This window comes from Herbiconiux sp. J20-20, assembly GCF_057365085.1.
The window spans coordinates 445,250-469,169 of record NZ_CP195122.1 but is presented as its reverse complement, the minus strand read 5'-3'; the positions used below and the strand labels follow the sequence as shown (position 1 = coordinate 469,169).

Sequence of the window (23,920 nt, the reverse complement as noted above, 5' to 3'; positions counted from 1 at the left end):
ATTGTGTCAGGAGTGCCGCTCAGATCAACAATCGAGCAGGAAGTCGCGCAGCACGGCGTGTCCGAACGACAGCGCATCGAGCGGAACGCGTTCGTCGACTCCGTGGAACATCGACGGGAAGTCGAGGTCATCCCCCAGCTTCAGCGGCGCAAAGCCGTAGCCTTCGATGCCCAGTTTGGCGAGCGCCTTGTTGTCGGTTCCGCCGCTCATCAGGTACGGCAGCACGGGTGCGCCGGGGTCGTGCCGATGCAGCGCCGCCACCATCCGGCCGACGAGGTCGCCGTCGAACGGGTTCTCCAGCCCGACATCGTGGTGCACGATCTCGATCTCGATGTCGGGGCCGATGAGCTCGCGAATCTGGGCTAGCACCTCGTCCTCCTGCCCGGCGAACGGGCGGACGTCGATGAGCGCCTCGGCGCGATCCGGGATCACGTTGTGCTTGTAGCCGGCCGAGAGCAGTGTCGGGTTGCTCGTCACGCGCAGCGTGCCGAGCAGAAACCCGGCGGCCGAACCGCTGCGCTCCACCAGCTCGACCGGATCGGTGTCCGGCGAGACGCCGTGCATGTGCGCCAGCTCCGCCAGGAGCGCGCTCGTCGTCGTGGTGAGGTGCAGCGGCCACTCCCGCTCCCCCAGCTTCGTCACGGCCCGCGCGAGCTTCGTGACGGCGTTGTCGTGGATGACGCGGGAGCCGTGCGCCGCGACACCGCGGGCCACCAAGCGGATCCAGATGAGCGCCTTCTCGCCGGTCTGCAGCAGGTAGGCGCGCTGGCCGGCCACGTGCACCGAGTAGCCGCCGACCTCGCTCACCGCCACGGTCGCGCCGGCGAACAGCTCCGGCTTGGTGTCGACGAGGAAGTGCGAGCCGTACTCGCCGCCGTTCTCCTCGTCGGCGAAGAACGCGACGATCAGCTCGCGCGCCGGCAGCTGGCCGCTGCTCAGGATGTCGTCGAGGCTGCTCAGGATCATGGCATCCATGTCCTTCATGTCGACCGCTCCGCGACCCCACAGCATGCCGTCTTGGATCTCGCCGCCGAACGGGTCGACGCTCCAGTTCGCCGGGTCGGCGGGCACGACGTCGAGATGGCCGTGAAGCACGAGCGCAGGCCGGCTGCTGTCGCGGCCCGGCACACGGGCAATCACGCTGGTGCGGCCGGGAGCAGAGTCGAACAGTTCCGGTGCCAGGCCCAGGCGGCGCAGCTCGGCCTCCACATACTCGGCGGCGATCGTCTCGCCAGCCGACTTGCCTTCGCCCCAGTTGGTGGTGTCAATCCGGATCAGATCGCGCGCGATCCGAGCGGTGGCATCGAGCTCCATGTCCGCGGTCATGGCACCACGCTAGCCCGCCTCGGGCGTCACGCGGTGCGTCCCGGGCGTGCTAATCTCGTTCCTCGGTGCTCCTCGCGGGGCGCCGAACGAAAGATACTCGCGCGGGTGGCGGAATGGCAGACGCGCTAGCTTGAGGTGCTAGTGCCCGAAAGGGCGTGGGGGTTCAAGTCCCCCTCCGCGCACGCGAGTGTGCTGAGATCTTTCTCACACAGAATCAACAAGCAGTTGGCAAGGGCCGACTCGGTGGAGACACCGAGTCGGCCCTTGTTTTTTGCCTGCGTGTCGACTTGCCGCGCTTGACACGTCTCCGAATCCCTTGCTATAAAACAATTCACATATGTGCAACTGCACATAGTCTCGATGACGAGGGAGCGGACATGAAGTTCGAACACATTCTGCTGGGACTGCTCGCGATGAACCCCGTCAGCGGATACGACCTCATGAAGTGGTTCGACACCGAGGGACAGTTCCTCCGCTCGAACACCCACCACAGCCAGATCTACCGTGAGCTTGGGCGCATGGTCCGTGACGGCCTCGTCGAGTTCGAAGTCGAGTCGCGAAGCAGCGGCCCCGACGCGAAGGTCTACCGGATCACCGAGATCGGCCGCGACGTGCTGCTGGACTGGGCCCGCTCGCCGTACGTGCCGACGAGCCGCTTCCAGGATGCGGACTTCAACACTCGGCTGATCTTCACGACCGCGCTCGATGCCGAGGCGGCGCTTCGCGTCGTCGACACCGAACTTGCGTATCGGCGCGACCAGGTCGCCAAGAGCCGCGGGCGTTCGCGGGCCATCGTCGGGGTCGCCCCGATCCCCGAGTTCGACGCGCGCCGATACCGCGACATCGCTGGCCAGATGCACCAGTACGGCGCCGACGCCGTGGACCGGTGGATGGAGTGGCTCGAAGAAGTCCGCTCTGCGCTCGTCGCGGAGATCGAAGGCGCTCACACCGACACCGAGGAGGCGACGGCATGAGAGCCATCATGGTGATGTTCGACAGCCTGAACCGCAAGATGCTGCCGAACTACGGCGGCGACTGGGTCCACGCCCCCAACTTCGAACGGCTCGCCGCGCGGACCGTGACCTTCGAGAACTGCTACGGCGCCAGCATGCCGTGCATGCCGGCACGGCGCGAGATGCACACCGGCCGCTACAACTTCCTGCACCGCTCGTGGGGGCCGCTCGAGCCGTTCGACGACTCCGTGCCGGCCATGCTCACCGACGCCGGCATCCACACCCACCTCGCGACCGACCACCAGCACTACTGGGAGGACGGCGGCGCGACTTATCACAACCGCTACTCGACCTATGAGTTCTTCCGCGGCCAGGAGGGCGACCCGTGGAAGGGCCAGGTCGCCGATCCCGAGATTCCCGATTCGATCGGCATGGCGAAGGACATCAAGGGCAAGCTCTGGCGTCAGGACTGGATCAACCGGGCGTTCCTGCAGAACAAGGCGGATCACCCGCAGACGCTGACCTTCGATGCGGGTGTCGACTTCATCCAGCGGAACAAGGACGACGACTCCTGGTTCGTCCAGATCGAGACCTTCGACCCGCACGAGCCCTTCTTCAGCTACGCCGAGTACAAGGAGCACTACGCGACCGGCTACGACGGGCCGCACTTCGACTGGCCCGACTACGCCAAGGTGACCGAGGTTCCCGAGGCCGTCGAGCATGCGCGCGCCGAGTACGCAGCCCTCTTGACGATGTGCGACGAGTCGCTGGGGCGCGTGCTCGATCTGATGGACGAGAACGACATGTGGGACGACACCATGCTGATCGTCTGCACCGACCACGGCTTCATGCTCGGCGAGCATGGCTGGTGGGGAAAGAACGTCCAGCCCTGGTACGACGAGACGATTCACAACCCGCTGTTCGTCTGGGATCCGCGTGCGCAGGTCGCGGGCGAGCGCCGCGGGGCGCTCGTGCAGACCATCGACTTCGGGCCGACGCTGCTCGACTTCTTCGGAGTCGACGCCACGGCCGACATGCAGGGCGCCTCGCTCTCCGGCGTGGTCGCGGACGACAGCCCGGTGCGCGAGTACGGCCTCTTCGGGATCTTCGGCGGTCACGTTTGCGTGACCGATGGGCGCTACGTGTACATGCGCGCCAGCGCGACGCCGCAGAACCAGCCGCTGCACGAGCACACCCTCATGCCGACGCACATGAGCGGGTTCTTCGCCCCGGGCGAGCTGGCGACCGCCGAGCTCGTCGACCCGCTCCCGTTCACGAAGAACCTGAAGGTTCTGCGGACGCGGGCGCAGTCGTGGGTGAGCCCGTTCGCGTTCGGCACGCAGCTGTTCGATCTCGAGAGCGACCCGGGCCAGACCGCCCCGATCAAAGACCCCGAACTGGAGCTGCGCCTGGCGGCGGCGCTGCGCGATGCGCTCATCGACTCCGACGCGCCCGCCGAGCAGTTCGAACGGCTCGGGCTGCCGGCGACGGGGGCCGTCGGGCCGGAGCACCTCCTGATCGAGGCGCAGTGGCCGATGCTGCAGGCCTCGCTCGCCCCCGCGTCGCGCGCCGAGGACTTCGGTGCCGACGGACCGGTGCTCGAGCGGCCAGTTCGTGAGCTGATCGCCGACGCGCGCACGCGCGCCGTGCTGCTCGAGCGGGCGCCGATGCTCGCGGGCGGTCCGATGACGGCCATGGCCGGCGGACTCACCCTGCTCCAGATCGCCGCCATGATGGTCGGCCTTCTCCCCCGACCCGTCCTCGCCTCGCTCGCGGCCGACCTCACCGCTGCCAGCGGCGCAGACTCCGGCAGCGCGACGTAACCCAGCCTTACCCCTCGCAACATCACCAACTCACAAAGGAGTGAACTGACATGTCAACCAGCACGAGCGCCCCGGGCACCAAGCCCGACGGGGTGCCCACCGTTACGGCGGCGATCCGCACCGGCGGCCTCGACAAGAAGGGCGGCGTTCCGCGCCGCAAGACCAACCTCGTCATTCTCGGCGGCTCGATGGTCGCCGACGGCGGCGAGGGCAGCATGGCCACCACGCTGTTCCCCGTCATCGCGGCCGCACTCGGCCTCGCGACGAGCGCCCTGGGCATCCTGGCGGCCGTGGGCCGCATCGTCGGGGTCGTCGCCGGTCCCGCCTGGGTCTACCTCGCCAAGAAGATCGGCCGCAAGGCGGTGCTCGCGATCGCGACCGGCTTCTGGGGCGTCTGGGCCGTCGCCGCAGGCCTGTCGCAGGACTTCACTCAGCTGCTGGTGCTCTACGGCATCATGGCGGCGGGCACGATCGCGGCGCACGTCATCGTGCCGGAGGTCATCGGCGACTCCTTCGAAGACAAGAAGCGCGGCCGCGTCGTCGGCTGGCTGTACGGAGCGACGGCGGCCGTCGCGAGCCTGCTGGCGCCGCTGATCGGCCAACTCGCCAACATCGAGGACGGCTGGCGCTACGGCTTCTTCATCTTCGGTGGCATCAACGTGTTCTTCGGTCTGATGATCCTGCTCTTCTACAAGGACCCGGGAACGGGCGGTGGCGAGACCCAGCTGAAGACCTTCACCGCGGAGGAGCGCGAAGCGGCATCCAAGATCACCTGGGCCAAGGTCCGCTCGCTCGTCACCATCCGCAGCTACCTGATCCTGCTCGGCAGCCGCATCCTCTCGAGCCACCTTCTGCTGGCCACCTTCGGCGTCGTGCTGCTGGTGCAGGAGTTCGGGTTCGACACCGCGGTCGCAGCGGTCGTGATGGCGCCGTTCGGCATCGGCTATCTCGCCGGTACGATCGTCGGCGGACTCGTCTCCGACGGGCTCAACAAGCTGAGCCCGAACTACGGCCGGGTGGCCATGCTGCAGGCGGCGCAGTTCCTGTTCGCGATCGCCGCCTTCTTCACCACGCAGGTGGTCTACGACGGCATCACCCCGTACCTGGTGCTGTTCGCCATCGTCGGACTCAGCATGGGGCTCAACCCGGGCGTCAACCGTCCCCTCGTGATGGCGGTCGTGCCGCCCGAGCTCCGCGGCGCGGCGTTCGCGATCTTCGTGTCGATCATCGAGTCGGTCGGGTTCGCGATCTGGACGCTCAGCGCGGGCTTCCTCGCCGACGGCGTCGGGCTCCAGACCGCGATGTTCTGGCTCGTGTGCGTCGTCATGGTCGTCAACGGCGTGTTCCTCACGCTGCTGTACCGCCCCTACAAGAAGGACCGTCTCGCGCTGGAAGCGGAACTCGTCGCCCGGCGGGAGCAGATCCTCGACGCCAAGGCGAACGAGGTCGCGTCGAGCTGACATCTCGGGGGTCACGGTGTCGCCTCGACGCCGTGACCCCCACCTCCCGGGGCGTGCCGCCCCACCGTGAACTCCGAATCGGCGACCTAGGTCGCCACCTCACCCACCGCCGCACTCACACGTAAGGACCATCGCCATGACCGATCAGACGTCGACGCAGGCCGCGCTCGCCGCCCTGACGCTGGAGGAGAAGGCGTCGCTCACCAGCGGCGCGAGCTTCTGGCGCACCAAGCCCATCGACCGTCTCGGCATTCCGTCGATCATGGTCACCGACGGACCGCACGGGCTGCGCAAGCAGCGCGAGGGCGGCGATCACCTCGGCATCGGCGACAGCGTGCCGGCGACCTGCTTCCCGCCCGCCGTCGGCCTCGGCTCGTCCTGGGATGTCGAGCTGATCGGGCGCGTCGGCGCCGCCCTCGGCGTGGAGACCTCGATCGAGGACGTCGCCGTCCTGCTCGGCCCGGGAGTCAACATCAAGCGCTCGCCGCTGTGCGGTCGCAACTTCGAGTACTTCTCCGAGGACCCGATCGTCGCCGGGGTGCTCGGCGCCGCGATGGTCAACGGCATCCAGTCGCAGGGCGTCGGCACCTCGCTCAAGCACTTCGCGGCCAACAACCAGGAGGCCGACCGGATGCGCTCCTCGAGCGACGTCGACCCCCGGCCGCTGCGGGAGATCTATCTGCGCGCGTTCCAGCGCGTGGTCGAGGACGCGCAGCCGTGGACGGTGATGTGCTCGTACAACCGCATCAACGGCGTCTATGCCTCGCAGGACCCGTGGCTGCTCACCACCGTCCTGCGCGACGAATGGGGCTTCGAGGGTCTCGTGGTCTCGGACTGGGGCGCCGTCAATGAGCGCGTGCCGTCGATCGCCTCCGGCATGGACCTCGAGATGCCCGCCAACGGCGGTGTCACCGACGCGCAGATCGTCGCCGCGGTGCAGGCCGGCGAGCTCGACGAAGGCGTCGTCGATGTCGCCGCCGGTCGCGTGCTCGACCTTGTCGCCAAGTCGCAGGCCCGCGCCGGAACGATCGCCGGCCCGCTCGATGTCGAGGCGCACCATGCGCTCGCCCGCGAGGCGGCCAGCGCCTCCATCGTGCTGCTGAAGAACGACGACGCCGTTCTCCCGCTGGCGAAGAACGCCCGGTTGGCCGTGATCGGCGAGTTCGCGACGGCCCCTCGCTACCAGGGAGCGGGCTCCTCGATGATCAGCCCGACCAAGCTCGACAACGCTCTGGACGAGATCCGCGCTCTGGCGAGCACCGAGGTTGCGTACGCGGCCGGCTTCAGCACGGCGCTCGACGTCTCGGACGCGGACGCCGCACGCCTTCACGACGACGCGGTGGCCGCGGCGAAGGCCGCCGACGTGGCGGTCGTCTTCCTCGGTCTTCCGGCCCGTCTTGAGTCCGAGGGCTACGATCGCGCCGATATCGACCTGCCCGCCAACCAGCTCGCGCTGCTTGACGCGGTCGTCGCCGCCAACCCGCGCACGGTCGTCGTGCTCTCCAACGGCGGCGTCGTCGCGCTTCCGTTCGTCGACCGCGTGCCGGCCATCCTCGAAGGCTGGCTCCTCGGCCAGGCCGGCGGCGGCGCCACCGCCGACGTGCTGTTCGGCGACGTCAACCCGTCGGCCAAGCTCACCGAGACGATCCCGTGTCGGCTCGAGGACACCCCCGCCTTCCTCGACTTCCCGGGCGAGTTCTCGCACGTCCGCTACAGCGAGGGATTGCATGTGGGCTACCGCTGGTACGACGCGCGGCGCATTCCGGTCGCCTTCCCGTTCGGGCACGGTCTGTCGTACACGACCTTCGAGTACGGCGCACCGACCGCGGCGGTGCGTGCCGATGGCGACGTGGCGGTGACGCTCACGGTCACCAACACCGGTGCGCGGGCGGGCCGCGAGGTCGTGCAGGCGTACACCTCGCTCGACGGATCCGCCGTGCAGCGCCCGATGCGCGAGCTCAAGGCGTTCGCCTCGGTCGCCCTCGAGCCCGGCGAGAGCCGCGAGGTGACGCTCGTGGTTCGTCGCAAGGACCTCGCCTACTGGGACATCCGCACCGAATCCTGGGTTGTCGAAGGCGGCGAGTACACCGTCGATGTGGCCGCCTCAAGTCGCGACGTGCGCTCGAGCGTTCGCGTCGCCGTGGAGGGCGACGCGATCCTGCTGCCGCTGAGCCGCACCTCGTCGCTCGCCGAGGTGTTCTCGCACCCCGTCGCCGGCCCGATCGTGCAGGGCGCCCTGGCCGACATGGTGGGCAGCATGGACGAGAGCGCCGCCTCGCTCATGCCGGACGGGGTCGACATGATGCAGATGATGGGCTCGATGCCGATCGGCCGGCTCGGCATGATCGCCGAGCTCACCGGCGGAGGCGGGTTCAGCGCGGAGTCGATCGACGGCCTGATCGCGATGGCGAACGCGCCGCAGCAGGGCTAGTCGCCACGAAGTCCTGCTGTGGGACGACAACCCCCGACTGCTCACCCGCGGGTGACGCAGCCGGGGGTTCGTCGTCCGTCGACACCGGGAGGGTCAGTTCCAGGCCCAGTCGGCGACCTCGGGGATGTCGACGCCGAACTCGCGCGTGTAGTCGCGAGCGCGCTGACGCGCATCCTGCATCTCCTGGCGGAGTCCGGCCTGGGCGACACCGAGCCCGGGGGTCCGATCGATCACGTCCATCACCAGGTGGTAGCGGTCCAGGTCGTTGAGCATCACCATGTCGAAGGGCGTGGTTGTGGTGCCCTTCTCCTTGTAGCCGCGCACGTGCAGGTTGGCGTGGCCGTGGCGGCGGTAGGCGAGGCGGTGGATGAGCCACGGGTAGCCGTGGAAGGCGAAGATGATCGGCTTGTCGGCGGTGAACACCGCGTCGAAGTCGTCATCGCTCATGCCGTGCGGGTGCTCCCCCTGCGACTGCAGCCGCATCAGGTCGACGACGTTGACCACGCGCACCCGCAGCTCGGGCAGCCTCTCGCGCAGGATCTTCGCCGCCGCGAGAGTCTCGAGCGTCGGCACGTCGCCCGCGCAGGCGAGCACCACGTCGGGGTCCTCCCCCGGGGTCTCGGTGCCGGCCCAGGGCAGCACACCCAGGCCTCGGGTGCAGTGGTCGATCGCCGCATCCATGTCGAGCCACTGGTGCTCGGGCTGCTTGCCGGCGACCACCACGTTGACGTAGTCGACGGTGCGCAGGCAGTGATCCATCGTCGACAGCAGCGTGTTGGCGTCGAAGGGCAGATAGACCCGCACCACGTCGGCGCTCTTGTTGACCACCACGTCGAGGAACCCCGGGTCCTGGTGGGTGAAGCCGTTGTGGTCCTGCCGCCAGACGTGGCTCGAGAGCAGATAGTTCAGGCTCGCGATCGGCGCGCGCCACGGGATGTCCTTGCTCGCGTCGAGCCACTTGGCGTGCTGATTGAACATCGAGTCGACGATGTGGATGAACGCCTCGTAGCTGGTGAACAGGCCGTGGCGCCCGGTCAGCAGGTAGCCCTCCAGCCAGCCCTGGCACTGGTGCTCGCTCAGCATCTCCATGACGCGGCCGGCGCGGGCGAGGTTCTCGTCGCTCGGGTGGTACTCGGCGTTCCACTGCTTCGCGGTCACCTCGTACACGGCGGGCGCCAGGCGATTGGAGGCGACCTCGTCGGGACCGAACAGTCGGAAGTTGTCGGGGTTGTGCCGGATCACCTCGGCGAGCCAGGTGCCGAGCGTGCCCGTCGCCGAGGCGATCTCTGCCCCGGGCGCCGCCAGGTCGACGCGGAAGTCGCGGAAGTCGGGCAGATCGAGCTCGCGCCGCAGCAGTCCCGCGTTCGCGACCGGGTTCGCGCTCATCCGGCGCTCGCCGACGGGAGCGAGCGCGACGGTCTCGCGGCGCGGCGCCCCCGCCTCATCGAACAGCTCCTCGGGGCGGTACGAGCGCATCCACTCCTCCAGGAGCGCGCGGTGCTCGGCGTTCTCGCGCACGCCCGCGAGCGGCACCTGGTGCGCACGGTAGTTGCCCTCCACCGGATGCCCGTCCACCTCGCGCGGGCAGGTCCAGCCCTTCGGGGTGCGCAGGATGATCATCGGCCAGCGGGGACGCTCCGTGTGGCCGTCGGCGGCATCCGCGCGAATCTGACGGATGCGGTCGAGCACCGTGTCGAGCGTCGTCGCGAAGCGCTCATGCACCGCCCTCGGATCCTCTCCGTCGAACCCGCCGGAGACCAGGAACGGCTCGTGGCCGTAGCCGCGCATCAGCTCGAGCAGCTCCTCGTCGGGGATGCGGGCGAGCACGGTCGGGTTGGCGATCTTGTAGCCGTTCAGATGCAGGATCGGCAGCACCGTGCCGTCGTGCACCGGGTCGAGGAACTTGTTCGAGTGCCATGCCGTCGCCAGCGCCCCGGTCTCGGCCTCGCCGTCGCCGATCACGCAGGCGACCAGCAGCTCGGGATTGTCGAAGGCGGCGCCGTAGGCGTGGCTGAGGGCGTAGCCGAGCTCGCCGCCCTCATGGATCGAGCCGGGGGTGTCGGGGGCGGCATGGCTGGGAATGCCACCGGGGAACGAGAACTGGCGGAACAGCTTCCGCATCCCCTCCTCGTCGCGGGTGATCTCCGGGTAGAGCTCGCTGTAGGTGCCGTCGAGGTAGGCGTTCGCGACCATGCCGGGACCGCCGTGGCCGGGGCCGGTGATGTAGAGCGTGTCGAGGTCGCGCTCGCGAATCGCGCGATTCAGGTGCGCGTAGAGGAAGTTGAGGCCCGGGGTGGTGCCCCAGTGGCCGAGGAGGCGCCGCTTGAGATGCTCGGGCGAGAGAGGTGCTTTCAGCAGCGGATTGTCGAGCAGGTAGATCTGCCCGATGCTCAGATAGTTGGCGGCCCGCCACCAGGAGTCGATGCGGTCAAGGGTCTGCGGATCCAGTGGTGTCTGCTCCATGCGCGCGACGGTACGCGCGGGGGCTCCAATGCGCCTGAGTCCTTGGTCCTTCGGCGACTAGAGTGCGAATGTGGCGATGAGCAAGGCTCGGTTCGAGGGCGAACTCGTGCGGTGGGATGACGACCGGGGGTTCGGGTTCATTCGACCCCACGACGGCAGTCCCGACGTCTTCGCCCACGTGCACGCGTTCGTCGACACGTCTCGGCGGCCCAGCCTCGGTGACGTGGTGACCTTTCGCGTTGAGCTGGCTCCCGATGGTCGAAATCGTGCGACCGAGGTAGAGCCGCGGTATCGCCGGGTGCCCGCGACGGCGCGACGGGCCCGACGAGCCGGACGCGGCGTCGGTGTGCTCCTGGCGATCCTGCTGGTTGCCGCGTTCCTCGGCTTCGCCGCGCTGATCGAGACGCGGTGGCCGGTTCCCGCCTGGATCCCCGTTGTCTACATCGCCGCGAGCGTGATGACGGCACTCGTCTACGCGGCCGACAAGTCGGCGGCACGTCGCGGCGCGTGGCGCACCTCCGAGTCGACCCTGCACGTGCTTGCGCTGCTCGGCGGCTGGCCGGGAGCGCTGCTGGCGCAGGCGGTGCTGCGCCACAAGAGCACGAAACTGACGTTCCGGATCGTCTTCTGGATGACCGTGACAGCGAACCTGCTGTTCTTTGTCGGTGTGTGCGTCGTGCTCGCGGCGGCGACCTCCAGATAGCGGCTGGTGCCCGGGAGGCGATCCGGTGGTCGTCGCCCGTGTGTGGCACAGTGTCGGCATGATCGTCGAGTTCGAATCGGAGCTGTGGATCTGGGATGCCGAGGGCAAAGGATCCTGGACCTTCGTCACCGTGCCCGCCGAACTGAGCGCCGAGATCGCCGAGTTCCAGGACGGCCCCCGGCGCGGCTTCGGCTCGGTGCGGGTGCGTCCCCGGATCGGGGCGACCGAGTGGGCGACCTCGATCTTCCCGTCGAAGACCGAGTCGGCGTACATCCTGCCGGTCAAGAAGTCGGTGCGCGACGCCGAGCACCTCTCCCCCGGTGATCTGGTGACCGTGCGGCTCGAGGTGATCGACAGTTGAGCGCGGCACCCGAACCGTTCATCGTGGCCGATGCCGCCGCCTGGCGCGCCTGGCTCGACACCCACGAAGACAGCTCCGACGGCGTCTGGCTGATGCTCGCCAAGAAGGGCACCATGACGCCGACCGCTCTCCGCTACGACGAGGCGCTCGACGAGGCGCTGTGCAGCGGGTGGATCGACGGTCAGAAGCGCAGCTTCGACGAGACGACGTTCCTGCAGCGTTTCACCCCGCGTCGGGCCCGTTCGCTCTGGTCGCAGCGCAACCAGGAGCACGTGGCACGGCTGACCGCGGAGGGTCGGATGCGCGAGCGCGGCCAGCGGGAAATCGACCGCGCGAAGGCGGACGGCCGATGGGAGCGTGCGTACGCGGGTGCCGCGACGGCCCTGGTTCCCGATGACCTCATCGCGGCGTTGCGGGTCGTGCCGGCGGCGAAGGAGCGCTTCGAGGCGCTGAACTCCTCGGAGCGCTTCGCGGTGCTGCATCCGCTCATGACGGCGCCCAACGAGGTGGTGCGACAGCGGCGTCTGGCGAAGATTGTCACGCAGCTCTCGCAGAGTGAGAGCTGAGCGCACCGACGTCGGTCGTCGTTGACACACTCGAACACATGTTCGAGACTGGGAGCATGCACGCCTCCCCCGCCGTCGCCCTGCGGGCGGAGCCGATCGAGAGTGACGCCCCGCACCGCGATGAGGTGGTGCGCGCTCTGCAGGAGCGGATCCGGGGCATGCAGCGCACGCGCCTGGACTCCCGCGCGCTGCCCACGCACGAGGCGCTGACGGGGCTGCTTCCCGGCGGCGCGCTCGCGGCGGGCGGCAGCTACGCGGTGGAGGGGTCGACGACGCTCGCGCTGGGTCTCGCGCAGGGGCCGAGCGCTGCCGGGGCGTGGTGCGCGATCGTCGGCATGCCCGACCTCGGCGTCGAGGCGACCGCCGGTCTCGGGCTCGACCTGGAGCGCGTGGTGCTGGTGCCGCATCCGGGCGAGCAGTGGCTCTCGGTGGTCTCGGCCCTGGTCGACGTGGTGACCGTGGTCGTCGTGCGACCGCCGCGGCGGGCGAGCGGGGCGGCGAAGCTCAGCGACTCTGCGGCGAGCAAGCTGTCGGCGCGGCTGCGGCAGCGCGAGGGGGCGCTCGTGAGCATCGGCGACTGGCCGGGGGCGGATGCACGCCTGGCGGTCACGGCGAGCAGCTGGGCGGGTCTCGGTTCGGGCTTCGGGCATCTGCAGGCGCGGCAGGTCAGCGTGAGCTCCAGCTCGAAGTCCTGGGCGGGCAGGCCCCGGTCGCGGCGGCTCTGGCTTCCCGACTCCGATCAGCACCTCGCGGCGGTCGAGCCGCGCCTCGAGCGGACGAACCGGGTCAGCGCGGTCGGGTAGGCGCGATCGCGAGTGTCGGTCGCGTTTGACACAATCGAACACATGTTCGAAACTGGATTGTGGAACGCGACATGAACACGACCGACGCCCGGATGGCCGTGCTGTGGTGCCCCGACTGGCCCGTCGTCGCCCACGCGCGCGCCGAACGGCTCTCCCCGAGCGAGCCGATCATCCTCATCGACAAGGGCGTGGTCTTCGCCGCCAACCAGCCGGCGCGCGCCGAGGGGGTGCGGCGCGGCATGCGGCAGCGCGAGGCCCAGTCGCGCTGCGCCGCCGTGCACGTGCTCGCCTACGACCGCTCCCTCGACGCGCGGGCCTTCGAGCCGGTGCTCACCGCGCTGGAGCAGTCGGTGCCGGGCTGGCATCCGCTGCGTCCCGGCCTGGTGGCGGTGCGCGCCCGCGGGGTGGCGCGCTATTACGGCGGTGAGCGTGCGGCGGCGAGAACCCTGCTGACGATCGCCGAGGGGCTCAAGCTGCCAGCGGCGGTCGGCATCGCCGATGGGCTGTTCGCCGCCGAGCTGGCGGCCCGGCGCACCCCGATCGACGAGCGCACCCGCATCGTGCCCGCGGGCGAGGCGGCGGCCTTCCTCGCGCCGCTGCCGATCACGCTGATCGACGACCCCGAGCTCGTCTCCCTCCTGCCGCGCCTCGGCATCCGCACGCTCGGCGGCTTCGCCGAGCTGACCGCTTTCGACGTCGTGTCGCGCTTCGGCGAGAACGGCGCCCGCTGGCACGCGCTCGCCCGCGGGCGCGATGCGCGCGCCGCCACCCCGCGCATCCCCCCGCGCGACCTCGACGCCGTCGTCGACTTCGAGCCGCCGCTGGAGCGCATCGATCAGGTGGCCTTCGGCATGCGCGTGGCGGCCGACGACTTCGTCGCGGCGCTGCTGGCCGAGACGCTCGTCTGCACGGCGCTGCGCGTCGAGTTCACCGGAGAGGACGGCGAGACCAGCGAACGGGTGTGGCTGCACCCGCGGTCGTTCGCTCCCGCCGAGGTGGTGGACCGCATCCGCTGGTCGCTTGAGGCGCAGACCGGCTCGGATCGCGACCACGGCCTGCGCTCCCCCGTCGCGCGCGTGCGCCTTGCCCCGGAGTCGGTCGACCCGGTCGGCGCGCACGAGCGCGGCCTGTGGGGCTCGGGGCCCGAGGAGCAGGTGCATTCGGTGCTGTCGCGCGTGCAGGGCATGGTCGGGCATGCGGGGGTCGTCACGGCGACCCGGGAGGGCGGGCGCTCCCCCGCCGAACGGCAGTCCTTCGTGCCGTGGGGCGATCGCCCGGTGGTGCGGCGCGACGTGCGGCGGCCGTGGCCGGGCGCCGTGCCGCCGCCCGCGCCGGCGACGGTCTACGAGGTGCCGCGGCCGCTGCGGGTCGAAGACGCGCGCGGCCGCCCGGTCGCGGTGGATGCGCGCGGCACGCTCAGCGCCTCCCCCGCGGTGCTGGTCTCCCAGACCGGCGCGCGACGCGATCTGACGGCCTGGGCGGGCCCGTGGCCGCTCGACGAGCGCTGGTGGGATCAGTCCGCCGCGCGTCGCATCCAGCGCTTCCAGGCGGTCGACACGGCCGGAGAGGCCTGGCTGCTCGAGCTCGACGAGGCCGGGGAATGGTGGGCGGCGGGCCGCTATGACTGAACTGCGTTCAGACCTCGCGCCGCATGAGCCAGCGGTCTCGATGCGCGAGGTGAGAATCCGTGAGCATGACGCGCGTGAAGCCCGCCTCCTCGAACAGGCTCGTCCCGCCGACGTAGCCCGAGATCGTGTCGACGCGTCCCTCCTCGTCCGAGACCGGATACCCCTCCAGCACTCCTCCGCCGTGCGCACGAACGTGCTCTATCGCGCCGCCGAGAAGAGCCCGCGCGACCCCCTGCTTGCGATATCCCGCCCGGACAACGAAGCACACGATCGACCAAGGGTCGCGCTCGTCGATCTCCAGCTTCTGCAGGTTCGGAATGGTGCGCGAGTTCATCAGCCTGCGGTAGCTGGAGCGCGGAGCCACCGAGCACCAGCCCGCCACGACACCCTCGATATAGGCCAGTACCCCCGGCCCCGGCTCGGTGGCGCACTCGTTCTGCATGTGCGCGATGCGGTCGTCGAGCCCCTTGCGGGCATCGCGATAGCTCATGCACCAGCACCCGGGTGTTCCGGGCGTCTTCGGGCCGACGACCGCCGCGAAGTCATCGAAGGCGCCGCGCGCGGGCCGCACCTCGATCGGGCGGCCGTCACGCGTCATCCACGTGCTCATGCCCTCACCCTAGATGCGACACCGGGCACCAGAAAGAGGCCCTGATGGGCTGGCAGAACCCGCCGATCCAGTGGAGCGAGCTCGAGCGCACGCTCTCGGGGTCGCGCCCGGTCGCCGCGCTCGACACGCCCCTCTCACGCAAACGCGGGCCCTACGTCGCGCCGTCGGAGCGCGTGCGCGACGACGGCGCCGTGCCCTACGCCGAACTGCACGCGCACTCCAGCTTCAGCTTCCTCGACGGCGCCTCCAGCCCCGAGGCGCTGCTCGAGGAGGCGGAGCGGCTGGGGCTCCGCGCGCTCGCGATCACCGACCACGACGGCTTCTACGGCATCGTGCGGTTCGCCGAGGCGGCCGAGACGGCGCAGGTCGCGACGGTGTTCGGGGCCGAGCTCTCGCTCGGGCTCTCCGGCCCGCAGAACGGGGAGGCCGATCCGGAGGGCACCCACCTGCTCGTGCTGGCGCGGGGGCTCGAGGGCTACCACCGGCTCGCGGCCGCCATTACCGAGGCGCAGCTGCGCGGCGCCGAGAAGGGGCGCCCCCTCTACGACCTCGACGACCTCGCCGTCGCCGCCGACGGCCACTGGGCGATCCTCACCGGATGCCGAAAGGGGGCGGTGCGGCAGGCGTTGGGAGATGACGCAGCGCAGGCCGCGGCTGCTCCGCACCCGGCTCAGGTCGAGGCCGCCGGGGCTGAGCTCGACCGTCTGGTGGCGCTGTTCGGAGCCGAGAACGTGAACGTCGAGCTCATCGACCACGGGCTGCCGCTCGACAGCGCCCACAACGACGTTCTCGCCGGCCTCGCCGCCGAGCGCGGCCTGCCGGTGGTGGCCACCGGCAACGTGCACTACGCCCGCCCCGAGGATCGCCGGCTCGCGACCGCGATCGCCGCCGTGCGCGCGCAGCGCAGCCTCGACGAGCTCGACGGCTGGCTTCCCCCCGCGGGCAGTGCGCACCTGCGCTCGGGGGCCGAGATGCGGGCACGGTTCGCGCGCTACCCCGGCGCCGTCGAACGCAGCGTCGAACTCGCGGAAGAGCTCGCGTTCCCGCTGCGCCGGGCCAAACCGGCCCTGCCGAAGCAGCAGGTGCCCGAGGGGCACACCCCGATGTCGTGGCTGCGCGAACTGGTCTGGCGCGCGGTGCCGCAGAAGTACCCGGACCTATCGGAAGAGGATCGGCAGCGCATCGAGAACGAGCTCGCGGTGATCGAGAAGAAGGACTTCCCCGGCTACTTCCTCATCGTGCACGACATCGTCGCCTTCGCCCGCAGCCGCGGCATCCTCTGCCAGGGGCGCGGCTCCGCCGCCAACTCAGCCGTCTGCTATCTGCTCGACATCACCGCGGTCGACTCGATCTACTACCGGCTGCCGTTCGAGCGCTTCCTGTCGAGCCTGCGCGACGAGGAGCCCGACATCGACGTCGATTTCGACTCCGATCGCCGTGAGGAGGTCATCCAGTGGGTGTTCGAGAAGTACGGGCGGCGCAACGCCGCGCAGGTGGCGAACGTGATCCAGTACCGGCCCAAGAACGCCATGCGCGACATGGCGAAGGCGCTCGGCTACTCCACCGGGCAGCAGGACGCCTGGAGCAAGCAGGTGGAGGGTGGCGCGCTGGAGCTCAGAGCGGAGGCCATTGCTGGCCTCCGCCGCGACGCCAGCGCTGACGGCCGTCCCGGCCGTCAGGTCGGGTCGAGCGGGGACACGATCCCGGAGCGGGTCGTCGAGCTCGCCACCGAGCTGCTGAAGGCGCCGCGGCACCTCGGCATCCACTCCGGCGGCATGGTGCTCACCGATCGGCCGGTCGGCGAGGTGGTGCCGATCGAGCACGCCCGCATGGAGAAGCGCACCGTCGTGCAGTGGGACAAAGACGACTGCGCCTGGATGGGCCTGGTCAAGTTCGATCTGCTGGGCCTCGGGATGCTGTCGGCGCTGCAGCACTCCTTCGACCTGATTCGCGGGTCGACGGGCGAGCACTGGGAGCTCTCGACCATCCCGAAAGAGGATCCCGAGGTGTACGACATGCTGTGCGCCGCCGACTCGATCGGGGTGTTCCAGGTGGAGTCGCGCGCCCAGATGGGGTTGCTGCCGCGGCTTCGCCCGCGCCGGTTCTACGACCTCGTGGTGCAGATCGCGATGATCCGCCCGGGGCCGATCCAGGGCGGCGCGGTGCACCCGTTCGTGCGCCGTCGGCTCGGCAAGGAGCCGATCACCTACCTGCACCCGAAGCTCGAACCGGTGCTCGAGCGCACCCTCGGGGTGCCGGTGTTCCAGGAGCAGCTGATGCAGATGGCGATGGCGGTCGGCGACTGCACGGGCGAAGACGCCGACCTGCTGCGGCGGGCGATGGGCTCGAAGCGGGGGCTGGAGCGCATCGACAGCCTGCGCGAGAAGCTCTACGCGGGCATGGCGCGCAACGGGCTGAGCCAAGAGGACTCCGACACGATCTACCGGCAGATCCAGGCGTTCGCCAACTTCGGCTTCGCCGAGAGCCATTCGCTGAGCTTCGCGCTGCTCGTCTACGCGAGCTCGTGGGTGAAGCTGCGCTACCCGGCGGCGTTCCTCGCCGGGCTGCTGCGCGCCCAGCCGATGGGCTTCTACTCCCCCGCGACCCTGGTGGCGGATGCCCGCCGCCACGGCGTCGAGGTGCGCCGCCCCGACGTGCAGCTCTCCGACGCCCAGGCCACCCTCGAACCAAGCGGGTTGAGTAGCGCCGAAGGCGCGTATCGAAACCGCGCCAGCGGGTTGAGTAGCGCTGAAAGCGCGTATCGAAACCCAGAAGGCGAGCCCCGCGGCTTCGATACGCCGCCACCGGCGGCTACTCAACCCGCAGAGCCTTGCGGCTTCGATACGCCGCCGCCGGCGGCTCCTCAACCCGCAGGCTTCGCCGTGCGGCTGGGGCTCGCTGGCGTCACCCGGATCGGCGCGAGACTCGCCGAGCGCATCGTCGCCGAGCGCACCGAGCGCGGCCCCTTCGCCTCGATGGAGGAGCTCGTGCACCGCACCGGGCTGAACACCGCCCAGTTGGAGGCGCTCGCCAGCGCGGGTGCCTTCGAGACGCTCGGCATCGGCCGTCGCGACGCGCTCTGGCGCGCCGGCAGCGCGGCGCAGCATCGGGCCGAATACCTGCCCGACACCGCGGTGACGGTTCAGCCGCCGTTGTTTCCCGATCCCAGCTCCTTCGAGGTCCTCGCCTCCGACCTGTGGGCGACCGGGCTCTCGGTCGACGACCACCCGCTCTCCCACTTCCGTTCCGAGCTCGACGAGCGCGGCGTGCTGACCGCGGCCGCGATGCGCACCGCGGAGGACGGCCGCCGCGTCGAGCTCGCCGGCGTCGTCACCCACCGCCAGCGCCCCTCCACCGCGAGCGGCATCACCTTCCTCAACCTCGAAGACGAGACCGGGGTGATGAATGTGGTCTGCTCGATGGGCGTGTGGGGGCGCTATCGCCGCGTCTGGCGCGAAGAGCCCGCCCTGATCGTGCGCGGCATTCTCGAGCGCTCCCCGGAGGGCGTGGTGAACCTGCTCGCCGACCGCGCCGAACCGCTGCGCCTCGGCGTGCGGCACACCTCGCGCGACTTCCGCTGACCTGAGCGGGTTGAGTAGCGTCGAAGGCGCGTATCGAAACCCCAGGGTGCGCGCGCCGCGGTTTCGATACGCCGCTGCCGCGGCTACTCAACCCGCAGGGCCTTTCGGTTTCGATACGCCGCCATGGGCGGCTACTCAACCCGCATACGCCGCTGCCGCGGCTACTCAACCCGCAGGCGGCTGCTCAAGACGTGGCGGGGGCGATGCCCAGGCGGCGCAGGCGCTCGCGCGCGACGTCTTGAGAGCGCTGCCCGCCCTCGAGGGTTCGGCGCGCGCCCCAGAGCGCGAGCCGCGTCGCCGTGATCGCCGGCCACCAGGCACGGCGCACCCCCAGCAGGCGCCGGAACTCGAGCGGGATGGTGGCCACAGCGCCCGCGAACAGCACCCGGTAGGCCAGCCCCATCGCGCCGGGGAACGGCGGTCGACGCAGAAAGCGCACCACCTCCGCGACCCGCTCATCGTGTCGCAGCTCACCCCGGTCGAGATACCCCCGGAGCGCGCTCCGCAGCTCGGCCGCGCTCTCGGGTGGCTCGGTGACCCCCATCAGTCGACCCGCGGTCGCCCATTCGCGCACGTACGCGTCCGCGCCGCCCGGAATCGGCTCGCCCCACTGCTCGTGGCAGGAGAGGAACGCGTCGGCGAAGGCGACATGCACGAACGCCGACAGATCCGCATCCGCGGCTGAGTACGGTGCTGTTCGGCCAGCGCCGTCGACGTAGTCGCCGGTGACGTGTTGGTGGTAGCGCGCGACCCGCGCCACCTCGCGCGTCGCCTGCTCGGTCGAGCCGTAGGTGAGGCAGATCACCCAGCGAACCGTGCCGACGAGTCGCCCCGCGGTGTCGTGTCGATATCGGGAGTGATCGTGCACGCCCGCCATCGGGCCCGGATGGAGCGCCTGCACGAGCAGTGCGCGGATGCCCGCGACGAGCGTGCCCATGCCCCCGTGCACCGTCCACGCCGCGCCGCCCTCGGGGAAGTAGCCGGCGTCGTCGCCGTCGCGCAGTTCGCGCACCCACGACGGCTGGCCGTCGGCATCGCCCGAGAGCACGGTCAGCAGGCGGCCCCGAGCCCCACGGCGACGACGAGGCTCCGTCGAGGGGCCCGTGCGCGTCATGGTTCGAGGGTACGTCGCAGGGCTGAAAGAATTGGCCGGTGACCTCCCCCGCTCTTGGACTCCTGCTCGACGTCGACGGCCCCATCGCCAGCCCCGTCACCCGCACGGTGGCGATCGATTCGATCGCCCGTGATCTGGCTGCGCTGGCCAACGCGGGCAACCCGGTCGTCTTCAACACGGGGCGGTCGGATGCGTTCATCCGCGATGTGGTCCTCGAGGTGATGGTGGCCGCGGGCCTGAAGCCAGGTTCACCGGTGCATGCGATCTGCGAGAAGGGAGCCACCTGGTTCTCGATCGTCGACGGGGTGGCCGGTACGACGCAGATCGACCCGGAGCTGCAGGTGCCCGCCGACCTCGGTGCGTTCGTGCGCGTCCTGGTCGAACAGCGTTTCAGCGACACGATGTTCTGGGACGACACGAAGCTCACGATGATCTCCGTCGAGCAGCGCGTCGAGGTGCCGAGCGAGACGTACCACGCGGCGCAGGCTGAGTTCAACGCGATTGTCGCCGATCGAATGCGTGAGCAGGGCCTCGACTCCCGGCTTCGACTCGACCCGTCGATCATCTCAACCGACGTCGAGGATGCGCGGGTCGGCAAGGACATGGGGGCCCGCCGCGCGATCGAGCTGCTGCAGGCCTCCGGGGTGCCGCAGGTCTGGCGCACCGCCGGGGATTCGCGCAGCGACTACGCGATGGCCGATTGGCTGCACGAGGCCGGCTACGACGTTGAGCACCTCGACGTGCGCCCGGCCGACGGGGTGCCGCAGACGCCGTACGCCGTGCGGATGCATGACTCGCTCATCCACGACGATGCCGCCGCGGTGTTCCTCACCGAGTGGCGCGGCGAGTTCACTTTCCCGCGCTGAGTCGGCCGCGGATCCAGTCGATGCGCGCCTGAAGCTGGGCGACGGTCGCGCGCGCGACCTCCGGCCCGCCGCAGGCGCGCCGCACCTCGGCGTGCACCATCGCGTGGGTCTGCCCGGTGCCACGGGCGCGGATCGAGACGAGCGAGTTCAGCAGCTTCCGCTGCTCGGCGATGGTGCGGTGCAGCGGCTGCGGAGCCGGATCCGGTGTCGTGCTGGCGCCGCTCCCCTCCCCGTGGAAGGCCGCGCGGCGCGCTTGGCGGGCCTGGCGGTGCTTGAGAAGCTCGCTGACCTGCTCGGGCTCGAGGATCCCGGGGAGCCCGATGAAGTCCCACTCCTCGTCGCTGCCCGGCTGCGCGAGCGCGCCGTACTCCTCGCCGTCGTAGAGCACCTTCTCGAAGGTGGCCTCCGAGCCGAGTGCCGTCCACTCGTATTCGTCGAGCAGCTCCGCCGAGGCGGTGTCGCCCTGCTCGGCGCGTTCCAGGAGCGAGTCGTCGAGCAGGTCGTCGCCGGAGGACTCGCGATCCAGCGCGTGATCGCGCTCGCGCTCCAGTTCGCTCGCCAGCCGGAGCAGCACCGGCACGCTTGGCACGAAGATCGAGGCGAGCTCGCCGCGGCGCCGGGCGCGCACGAAGCGGCCGATGGCCTGCGCGAAGAACAGCGGCGTGGAGGCGCTGGTCGCGTAGACGCCAACCGCGAGTCGCGGCACGTCGACCCCCTCCGACACCATGCGGACCGCCACCATCCAGCGGTGCGTGCTCGCCGAGTACTCGGAGATCCGGTCGCTGGAGGCCTTCTCGTCGCTGAGCACGACGACGGGCGCCTCGCCGGTGAGGTTCTCGAGAATGGTGGCGTAGGCGCGGGCCGTGGTCTGGTCGCTCGCGATCACGAGGCCTCCCGCATCCGGCACCGACTGCCGCACCTCGCTGAGGCGCTTGTCGGCGGCGGTGAGCACCGCGGGCATCCAGTCGCCGTCCGGGTCGAGCGCGGCGCGCCAGGCCTGCGAGGTGACGTCCTTGGTGTCGTCCTGTCCGAGGGTCGCCTCCCACTCCTCGCCCTGCTTCGTGCGCCAGCGCATCGAGCCGGCGTAGCTGAGGAACACGACCGGTCGCACGACGCCGTCGCGCAGAGCCCGCCCGTAGCCGTAGGCGAAGTCGGTCTGCGACAGCCGCACCCCGCGCTCGTCGCGCAGGTAGCGCACGAACGGGATCGGCGCCGTGTCGGAGCGGAACGGCGTCCCCGTCAGCGACAGGCGGCGCTCGGCCGTCTCGAAGGCTTCACGGATGGCGTCACCCCAGCTGAGCGCGTCGCCGCCGTGGTGGATCTCGTCGAGGATCACCAGCGTGCGCGCCGACTCGGTGAGCTGGCGATGCAGGCCCGCCCGCACCGCGATCTGCGCATAGGTGACGACGACGCCGTGGTACTGGCGCGACTCGCGCGAGTGCCGATTGCTGAAACGCGGATCCAGACGGATGCCGGCCCGGTGCGCCGCATCGGCCCACTGCGTCTTGAGGTGCTCGGTGGGGGCGACGACCGTGACCCGGTCGACGACGTGGCGCTGCAGGAGTTCGCTCGCGAGTCGCAGCGCGAACGTGGTCTTGCCGGCGCCGGGGGTCGCCGACACGAGAAAGTCGCGGGGGCCGTTGCCGTCGCCGCGACCGTCGTCGGTCTCGAAGTAGGCGGTGAGCGCCTCCTCCTGCCAGGCGCGAAGGCGACCGGCGGTGCCCCAGGGGGCGCGCTGCGGGTAGCTCGGCGGCAGATGCTCGGCCGCGGCGGCGGCGCGGAAGGTGCTCCCGGCGTCGACGGACGCACGCGAGGCGGCGTCGAATTCGGCGGAAGTACTCACTTGAAAAGACGATACCGCGCGCCGCCGACGGCGTCAGTCGCCATGGCCGAATCGCCGCGTTCGCGCGCCGCGCAACAGGGCAGCGGAGCGCACACTGCCGTCGCCGAACCGCGCATTGAGCTCGTCCATCGTCGTCTCGGCCTCGCGCCACGCCTCGTCGTCGTCCCACAGGCTGAGCCGGGCGACGTCGCCGGTGAGCTGCTCGGCGCGCACCCCCACCAGCCGCACGGGTCGCCGCTCCGGGTTGGCGGCGTCGTACAGCGCCCGCGCCTCCTCAGAGAGGCGACGCCCCACGTCGGTGGGGTCGGCAAGCGTGCGCGAGCGGGTGATCGTCGTGAAGTCGGAGAAGCGGAGCTTGAGGCTGACCGTGCGAGCGCGGACCCCGGCGCGACGCAGGCGAATGCCGACGCTGTCGGCGAGCTGCAGCAGGGTGCGGTGGATCACGTCGCGCTCGAGCACGTCGGTCTCGAACGTCGTCTCGTGGCCGACGGACTTCTCTTCCCTGCCCGGCGCGACCACGCGCGGGTCGCGACCCCAGGCGAGCTCTTGAAGGCGTGTCGCGCCGACGTCGCCGATGCTGTGCCGGAGCGTGTCGATCGGCAGTTCGGCGAGGTCGCCGATCGTGCGCAGTCCGAGCCGCCTGAGCTGCTCCTCCGTCTTGGCGCCGACGCCCCACAGCGCCGAGATCGGCTGCGGGTGAAGAAAGGCGAGAGTGTCGGCGGCCGGGACGATGAGCTGGCCGTTCGGCTTCGCGCGGCCCGAGGCGAGCTTCGCCACGTACTTCGTCGCGGCGGCACCGACAGAAGCGTTCAGCCCGGTCGCCTCGAACACCGCAGCGCGCAGTCGGGCTGCGATCTGCCACGGGGTGCCGAACAGCCGGCGCGCGCCGGAGATGTCGACGAACGCCTCGTCGATGCCGAGCGGTTCGACGAGCGGCGAGATCTCGCCGAGCGCCGCCATGAACAGCGCCGAGTAGTGCTGGTAGCGCTCGAAGTGCGGCTCCAGCACGATCGCCTGTGGGCAGCGCTGCCGCGCGAGCGCCATCGACATCGCGGAGTTGACCCCGAACTGGCGCGCCTCGTAGTTGGCGGCGGTCACCACCGAGCGCGCGCTGGCGTGCCCGACGATCACCGGCCTGCCGACGAGCTCGGGACGTTCGAGCAGTTCGACCGAGGCGTAGAACGCATCCAGGTCGACGTGCAGGATCGTCGCTGTCTCATCGTCGACGGGCGCGTCGCTGACCAGCCGGTTGCGCCCATCCTGCTTGCTCACCCGGCTATCCTGCCACCGCCCGCCGACAGCGGTGCGGCCGCGACGAAAGGGGCCCCGACGACGCTGTCGAGGCCCCGGCCACGGAAGACTCGGAGCGTCCGCGTGGACGTGCTCCGC

Annotated in this window: 17 protein-coding genes and 1 tRNA gene; 12 read left to right on the top strand and 6 right to left on the bottom strand. The window is 70.3% G+C overall.

Annotation, left to right across the window (positions count from 1 at the left end):
* Positions 1-24 precede the first annotated feature (24 nt).
* Positions 25-1,326: a M20/M25/M40 family metallo-hydrolase gene (locus tag ACR3ZA_RS02195; protein WP_473659711.1), complete on the bottom strand. Its 1,302-nt coding sequence runs from the start codon at positions 1,324-1,326 to the stop codon at positions 25-27.
* A 99-nt stretch (positions 1,327-1,425) separates the two neighbouring features.
* On the opposite strand from ACR3ZA_RS02195, the gene ACR3ZA_RS02190 reads away from it, so the two are divergent.
* The 5 genes from ACR3ZA_RS02190 to ACR3ZA_RS02170 all read left to right on the top strand — a co-directional run bounded on the left by ACR3ZA_RS02190 (position 1,426) and on the right by ACR3ZA_RS02170 (position 7,993).
* Positions 1,426-1,508, top strand: a tRNA-Leu gene (locus tag ACR3ZA_RS02190).
* A 195-nt stretch (positions 1,509-1,703) separates the two neighbouring features.
* A complete protein-coding gene (locus ACR3ZA_RS02185; RefSeq protein ID WP_473659709.1) occupies positions 1,704-2,300 on the top strand; it encodes a helix-turn-helix transcriptional regulator in 597 nt (198 codons plus the stop codon).
* On the top strand, positions 2,297-4,102 hold the full coding sequence (locus tag ACR3ZA_RS02180) for a sulfatase-like hydrolase/transferase (protein WP_473659707.1): 1,806 nt from the start codon (positions 2,297-2,299) through the stop codon (positions 4,100-4,102). The genes ACR3ZA_RS02185 and ACR3ZA_RS02180 overlap by 4 nt, the downstream gene beginning before the upstream one ends.
* 50 nt (positions 4,103-4,152) lie before the next feature.
* On the top strand, positions 4,153-5,562 hold the full coding sequence (locus ACR3ZA_RS02175) for an MFS transporter (RefSeq protein ID WP_473659706.1): 1,410 nt from the start codon (positions 4,153-4,155) through the stop codon (positions 5,560-5,562).
* A gap of 136 nt (positions 5,563-5,698) precedes the next feature.
* Entirely contained in the window at positions 5,699-7,993 is a 2,295-nt protein-coding gene (locus ACR3ZA_RS02170; protein ID WP_473659703.1) for a glycoside hydrolase family 3 C-terminal domain-containing protein, read from the top strand.
* A 93-nt stretch (positions 7,994-8,086) separates the two neighbouring features.
* Here ACR3ZA_RS02170 and ACR3ZA_RS02165 read toward each other — a convergent pair whose 3' ends face one another.
* Positions 8,087-10,456: a phosphoketolase gene (locus ACR3ZA_RS02165; RefSeq protein ID WP_473659700.1), complete on the bottom strand. Its 2,370-nt coding sequence runs from the start codon at positions 10,454-10,456 to the stop codon at positions 8,087-8,089.
* Between the two features lie 76 nt (positions 10,457-10,532).
* Between ACR3ZA_RS02165 and ACR3ZA_RS02160 the strand changes: the two genes are divergently transcribed.
* The 5 genes from ACR3ZA_RS02160 (at position 10,533) to ACR3ZA_RS02140 (ending at position 14,517) form a co-directional block, all read left to right on the top strand.
* Complete coding sequence (locus ACR3ZA_RS02160) at positions 10,533-11,159, top strand: DUF1294 domain-containing protein (protein ID WP_473659698.1); 627 nt, start codon at positions 10,533-10,535, stop codon at positions 11,157-11,159.
* Between the two features lie 58 nt (positions 11,160-11,217).
* Positions 11,218-11,520 carry a DUF1905 domain-containing protein gene (locus ACR3ZA_RS02155; RefSeq protein ID WP_473659697.1) on the top strand — a complete coding sequence of 101 codons (303 nt, stop codon included), beginning with the start codon at positions 11,218-11,220 and terminating at the stop codon, positions 11,518-11,520.
* Positions 11,517-12,086: a YdeI/OmpD-associated family protein gene (locus ACR3ZA_RS02150; RefSeq protein ID WP_473659694.1), complete on the top strand. Its 570-nt coding sequence runs from the start codon at positions 11,517-11,519 to the stop codon at positions 12,084-12,086. Before ACR3ZA_RS02155 ends, ACR3ZA_RS02150 begins: the two co-directional genes overlap by 4 nt.
* Before the next feature lie 56 nt (positions 12,087-12,142).
* Positions 12,143-12,889, top strand: coding sequence for a hypothetical protein (locus tag ACR3ZA_RS02145; RefSeq protein WP_473659692.1), 747 nt, complete (start codon positions 12,143-12,145; stop codon positions 12,887-12,889).
* 71 nt (positions 12,890-12,960) lie between these two features.
* Complete coding sequence (locus tag ACR3ZA_RS02140; protein WP_473659690.1) at positions 12,961-14,517, top strand: Y-family DNA polymerase; 1,557 nt, start codon at positions 12,961-12,963, stop codon at positions 14,515-14,517.
* 7 nt (positions 14,518-14,524) lie between these two features.
* Here ACR3ZA_RS02140 and ACR3ZA_RS02135 read toward each other — a convergent pair whose 3' ends face one another.
* Positions 14,525-15,127, bottom strand: a complete 603-nt coding sequence (locus tag ACR3ZA_RS02135; RefSeq protein WP_473659689.1) for a GNAT family N-acetyltransferase — start codon at positions 15,125-15,127, stop codon at positions 14,525-14,527.
* A gap of 44 nt (positions 15,128-15,171) precedes the next feature.
* Between ACR3ZA_RS02135 and ACR3ZA_RS02130 the strand changes: the two genes are divergently transcribed.
* Positions 15,172-18,708 carry an error-prone DNA polymerase gene (locus ACR3ZA_RS02130; RefSeq protein ID WP_473659687.1) on the top strand — a complete coding sequence of 1,179 codons (3,537 nt, stop codon included), beginning with the start codon at positions 15,172-15,174 and terminating at the stop codon, positions 18,706-18,708.
* Between the two features lie 184 nt (positions 18,709-18,892).
* On the opposite strand, the gene ACR3ZA_RS02125 is transcribed toward ACR3ZA_RS02130, so the two are convergent.
* The gene (locus tag ACR3ZA_RS02125) at positions 18,893-19,822 is read right to left on the bottom strand and encodes an oxygenase MpaB family protein (protein ID WP_473659684.1); all 930 of its coding nucleotides are present in this window, start codon (positions 19,820-19,822) and stop codon (positions 18,893-18,895) included.
* Positions 19,823-19,860: 38 nt separating this feature from the next.
* Here ACR3ZA_RS02125 and ACR3ZA_RS02120 point away from each other — a divergent pair, with 38 nt between their 5' ends.
* Positions 19,861-20,688, top strand: a complete 828-nt coding sequence (locus ACR3ZA_RS02120) for a Cof-type HAD-IIB family hydrolase (RefSeq protein WP_473659681.1) — start codon at positions 19,861-19,863, stop codon at positions 20,686-20,688.
* On the opposite strand, the gene ACR3ZA_RS02115 is transcribed toward ACR3ZA_RS02120, so the two are convergent.
* Together ACR3ZA_RS02115 and dinB are read right to left on the bottom strand one after the other, a co-directional pair.
* The gene (locus ACR3ZA_RS02115) at positions 20,672-22,444 is read right to left on the bottom strand and encodes a DEAD/DEAH box helicase family protein (RefSeq protein WP_473662262.1); all 1,773 of its coding nucleotides are present in this window, start codon (positions 22,442-22,444) and stop codon (positions 20,672-20,674) included. The genes ACR3ZA_RS02120 and ACR3ZA_RS02115 overlap by 17 nt on opposite strands.
* 120 nt (positions 22,445-22,564) lie before the next feature.
* Positions 22,565-23,803 (bottom strand): DNA polymerase IV, encoded by a 1,239-nt coding sequence (dinB, locus tag ACR3ZA_RS02110; RefSeq protein ID WP_473659679.1) that lies wholly within the window; start codon positions 23,801-23,803, stop codon positions 22,565-22,567.
* Positions 23,804-23,920: the final 117 nt, after the last annotated feature.

Excerpts from the sequence above, each read along its gene's own strand:
- ACR3ZA_RS02195 (WP_473659711.1), bottom strand. The coding sequence starts at position 1,326 with ATGACCGCGGACATGGAGCTCGATGCCACCGCTCGGATCGCGCGCGAT.
- ACR3ZA_RS02185 (WP_473659709.1), top strand. The coding sequence starts at position 1,704 with ATGAAGTTCGAACACATTCTGCTGGGACTGCTCGCGATGAACCCCGTC.
- ACR3ZA_RS02180 (WP_473659707.1), top strand. The coding sequence starts at position 2,297 with ATGAGAGCCATCATGGTGATGTTCGACAGCCTGAACCGCAAGATGCTG.
- ACR3ZA_RS02175 (WP_473659706.1), top strand. The coding sequence starts at position 4,153 with ATGTCAACCAGCACGAGCGCCCCGGGCACCAAGCCCGACGGGGTGCCC.
- ACR3ZA_RS02170 (WP_473659703.1), top strand. The coding sequence starts at position 5,699 with ATGACCGATCAGACGTCGACGCAGGCCGCGCTCGCCGCCCTGACGCTG.
- ACR3ZA_RS02165 (WP_473659700.1), bottom strand. The coding sequence starts at position 10,456 with ATGGAGCAGACACCACTGGATCCGCAGACCCTTGACCGCATCGACTCC.
- ACR3ZA_RS02160 (WP_473659698.1), top strand. The coding sequence starts at position 10,533 with ATGAGCAAGGCTCGGTTCGAGGGCGAACTCGTGCGGTGGGATGACGAC.
- ACR3ZA_RS02155 (WP_473659697.1), top strand. The coding sequence starts at position 11,218 with ATGATCGTCGAGTTCGAATCGGAGCTGTGGATCTGGGATGCCGAGGGC.
- ACR3ZA_RS02145 (WP_473659692.1), top strand. The coding sequence starts at position 12,143 with ATGCACGCCTCCCCCGCCGTCGCCCTGCGGGCGGAGCCGATCGAGAGT.
- ACR3ZA_RS02140 (WP_473659690.1), top strand. The coding sequence starts at position 12,961 with ATGAACACGACCGACGCCCGGATGGCCGTGCTGTGGTGCCCCGACTGG.
- ACR3ZA_RS02135 (WP_473659689.1), bottom strand. The coding sequence starts at position 15,127 with ATGAGCACGTGGATGACGCGTGACGGCCGCCCGATCGAGGTGCGGCCC.
- ACR3ZA_RS02130 (WP_473659687.1), top strand. The coding sequence starts at position 15,172 with ATGGGCTGGCAGAACCCGCCGATCCAGTGGAGCGAGCTCGAGCGCACG.
- ACR3ZA_RS02125 (WP_473659684.1), bottom strand. The coding sequence starts at position 19,822 with ATGACGCGCACGGGCCCCTCGACGGAGCCTCGTCGTCGCCGTGGGGCT.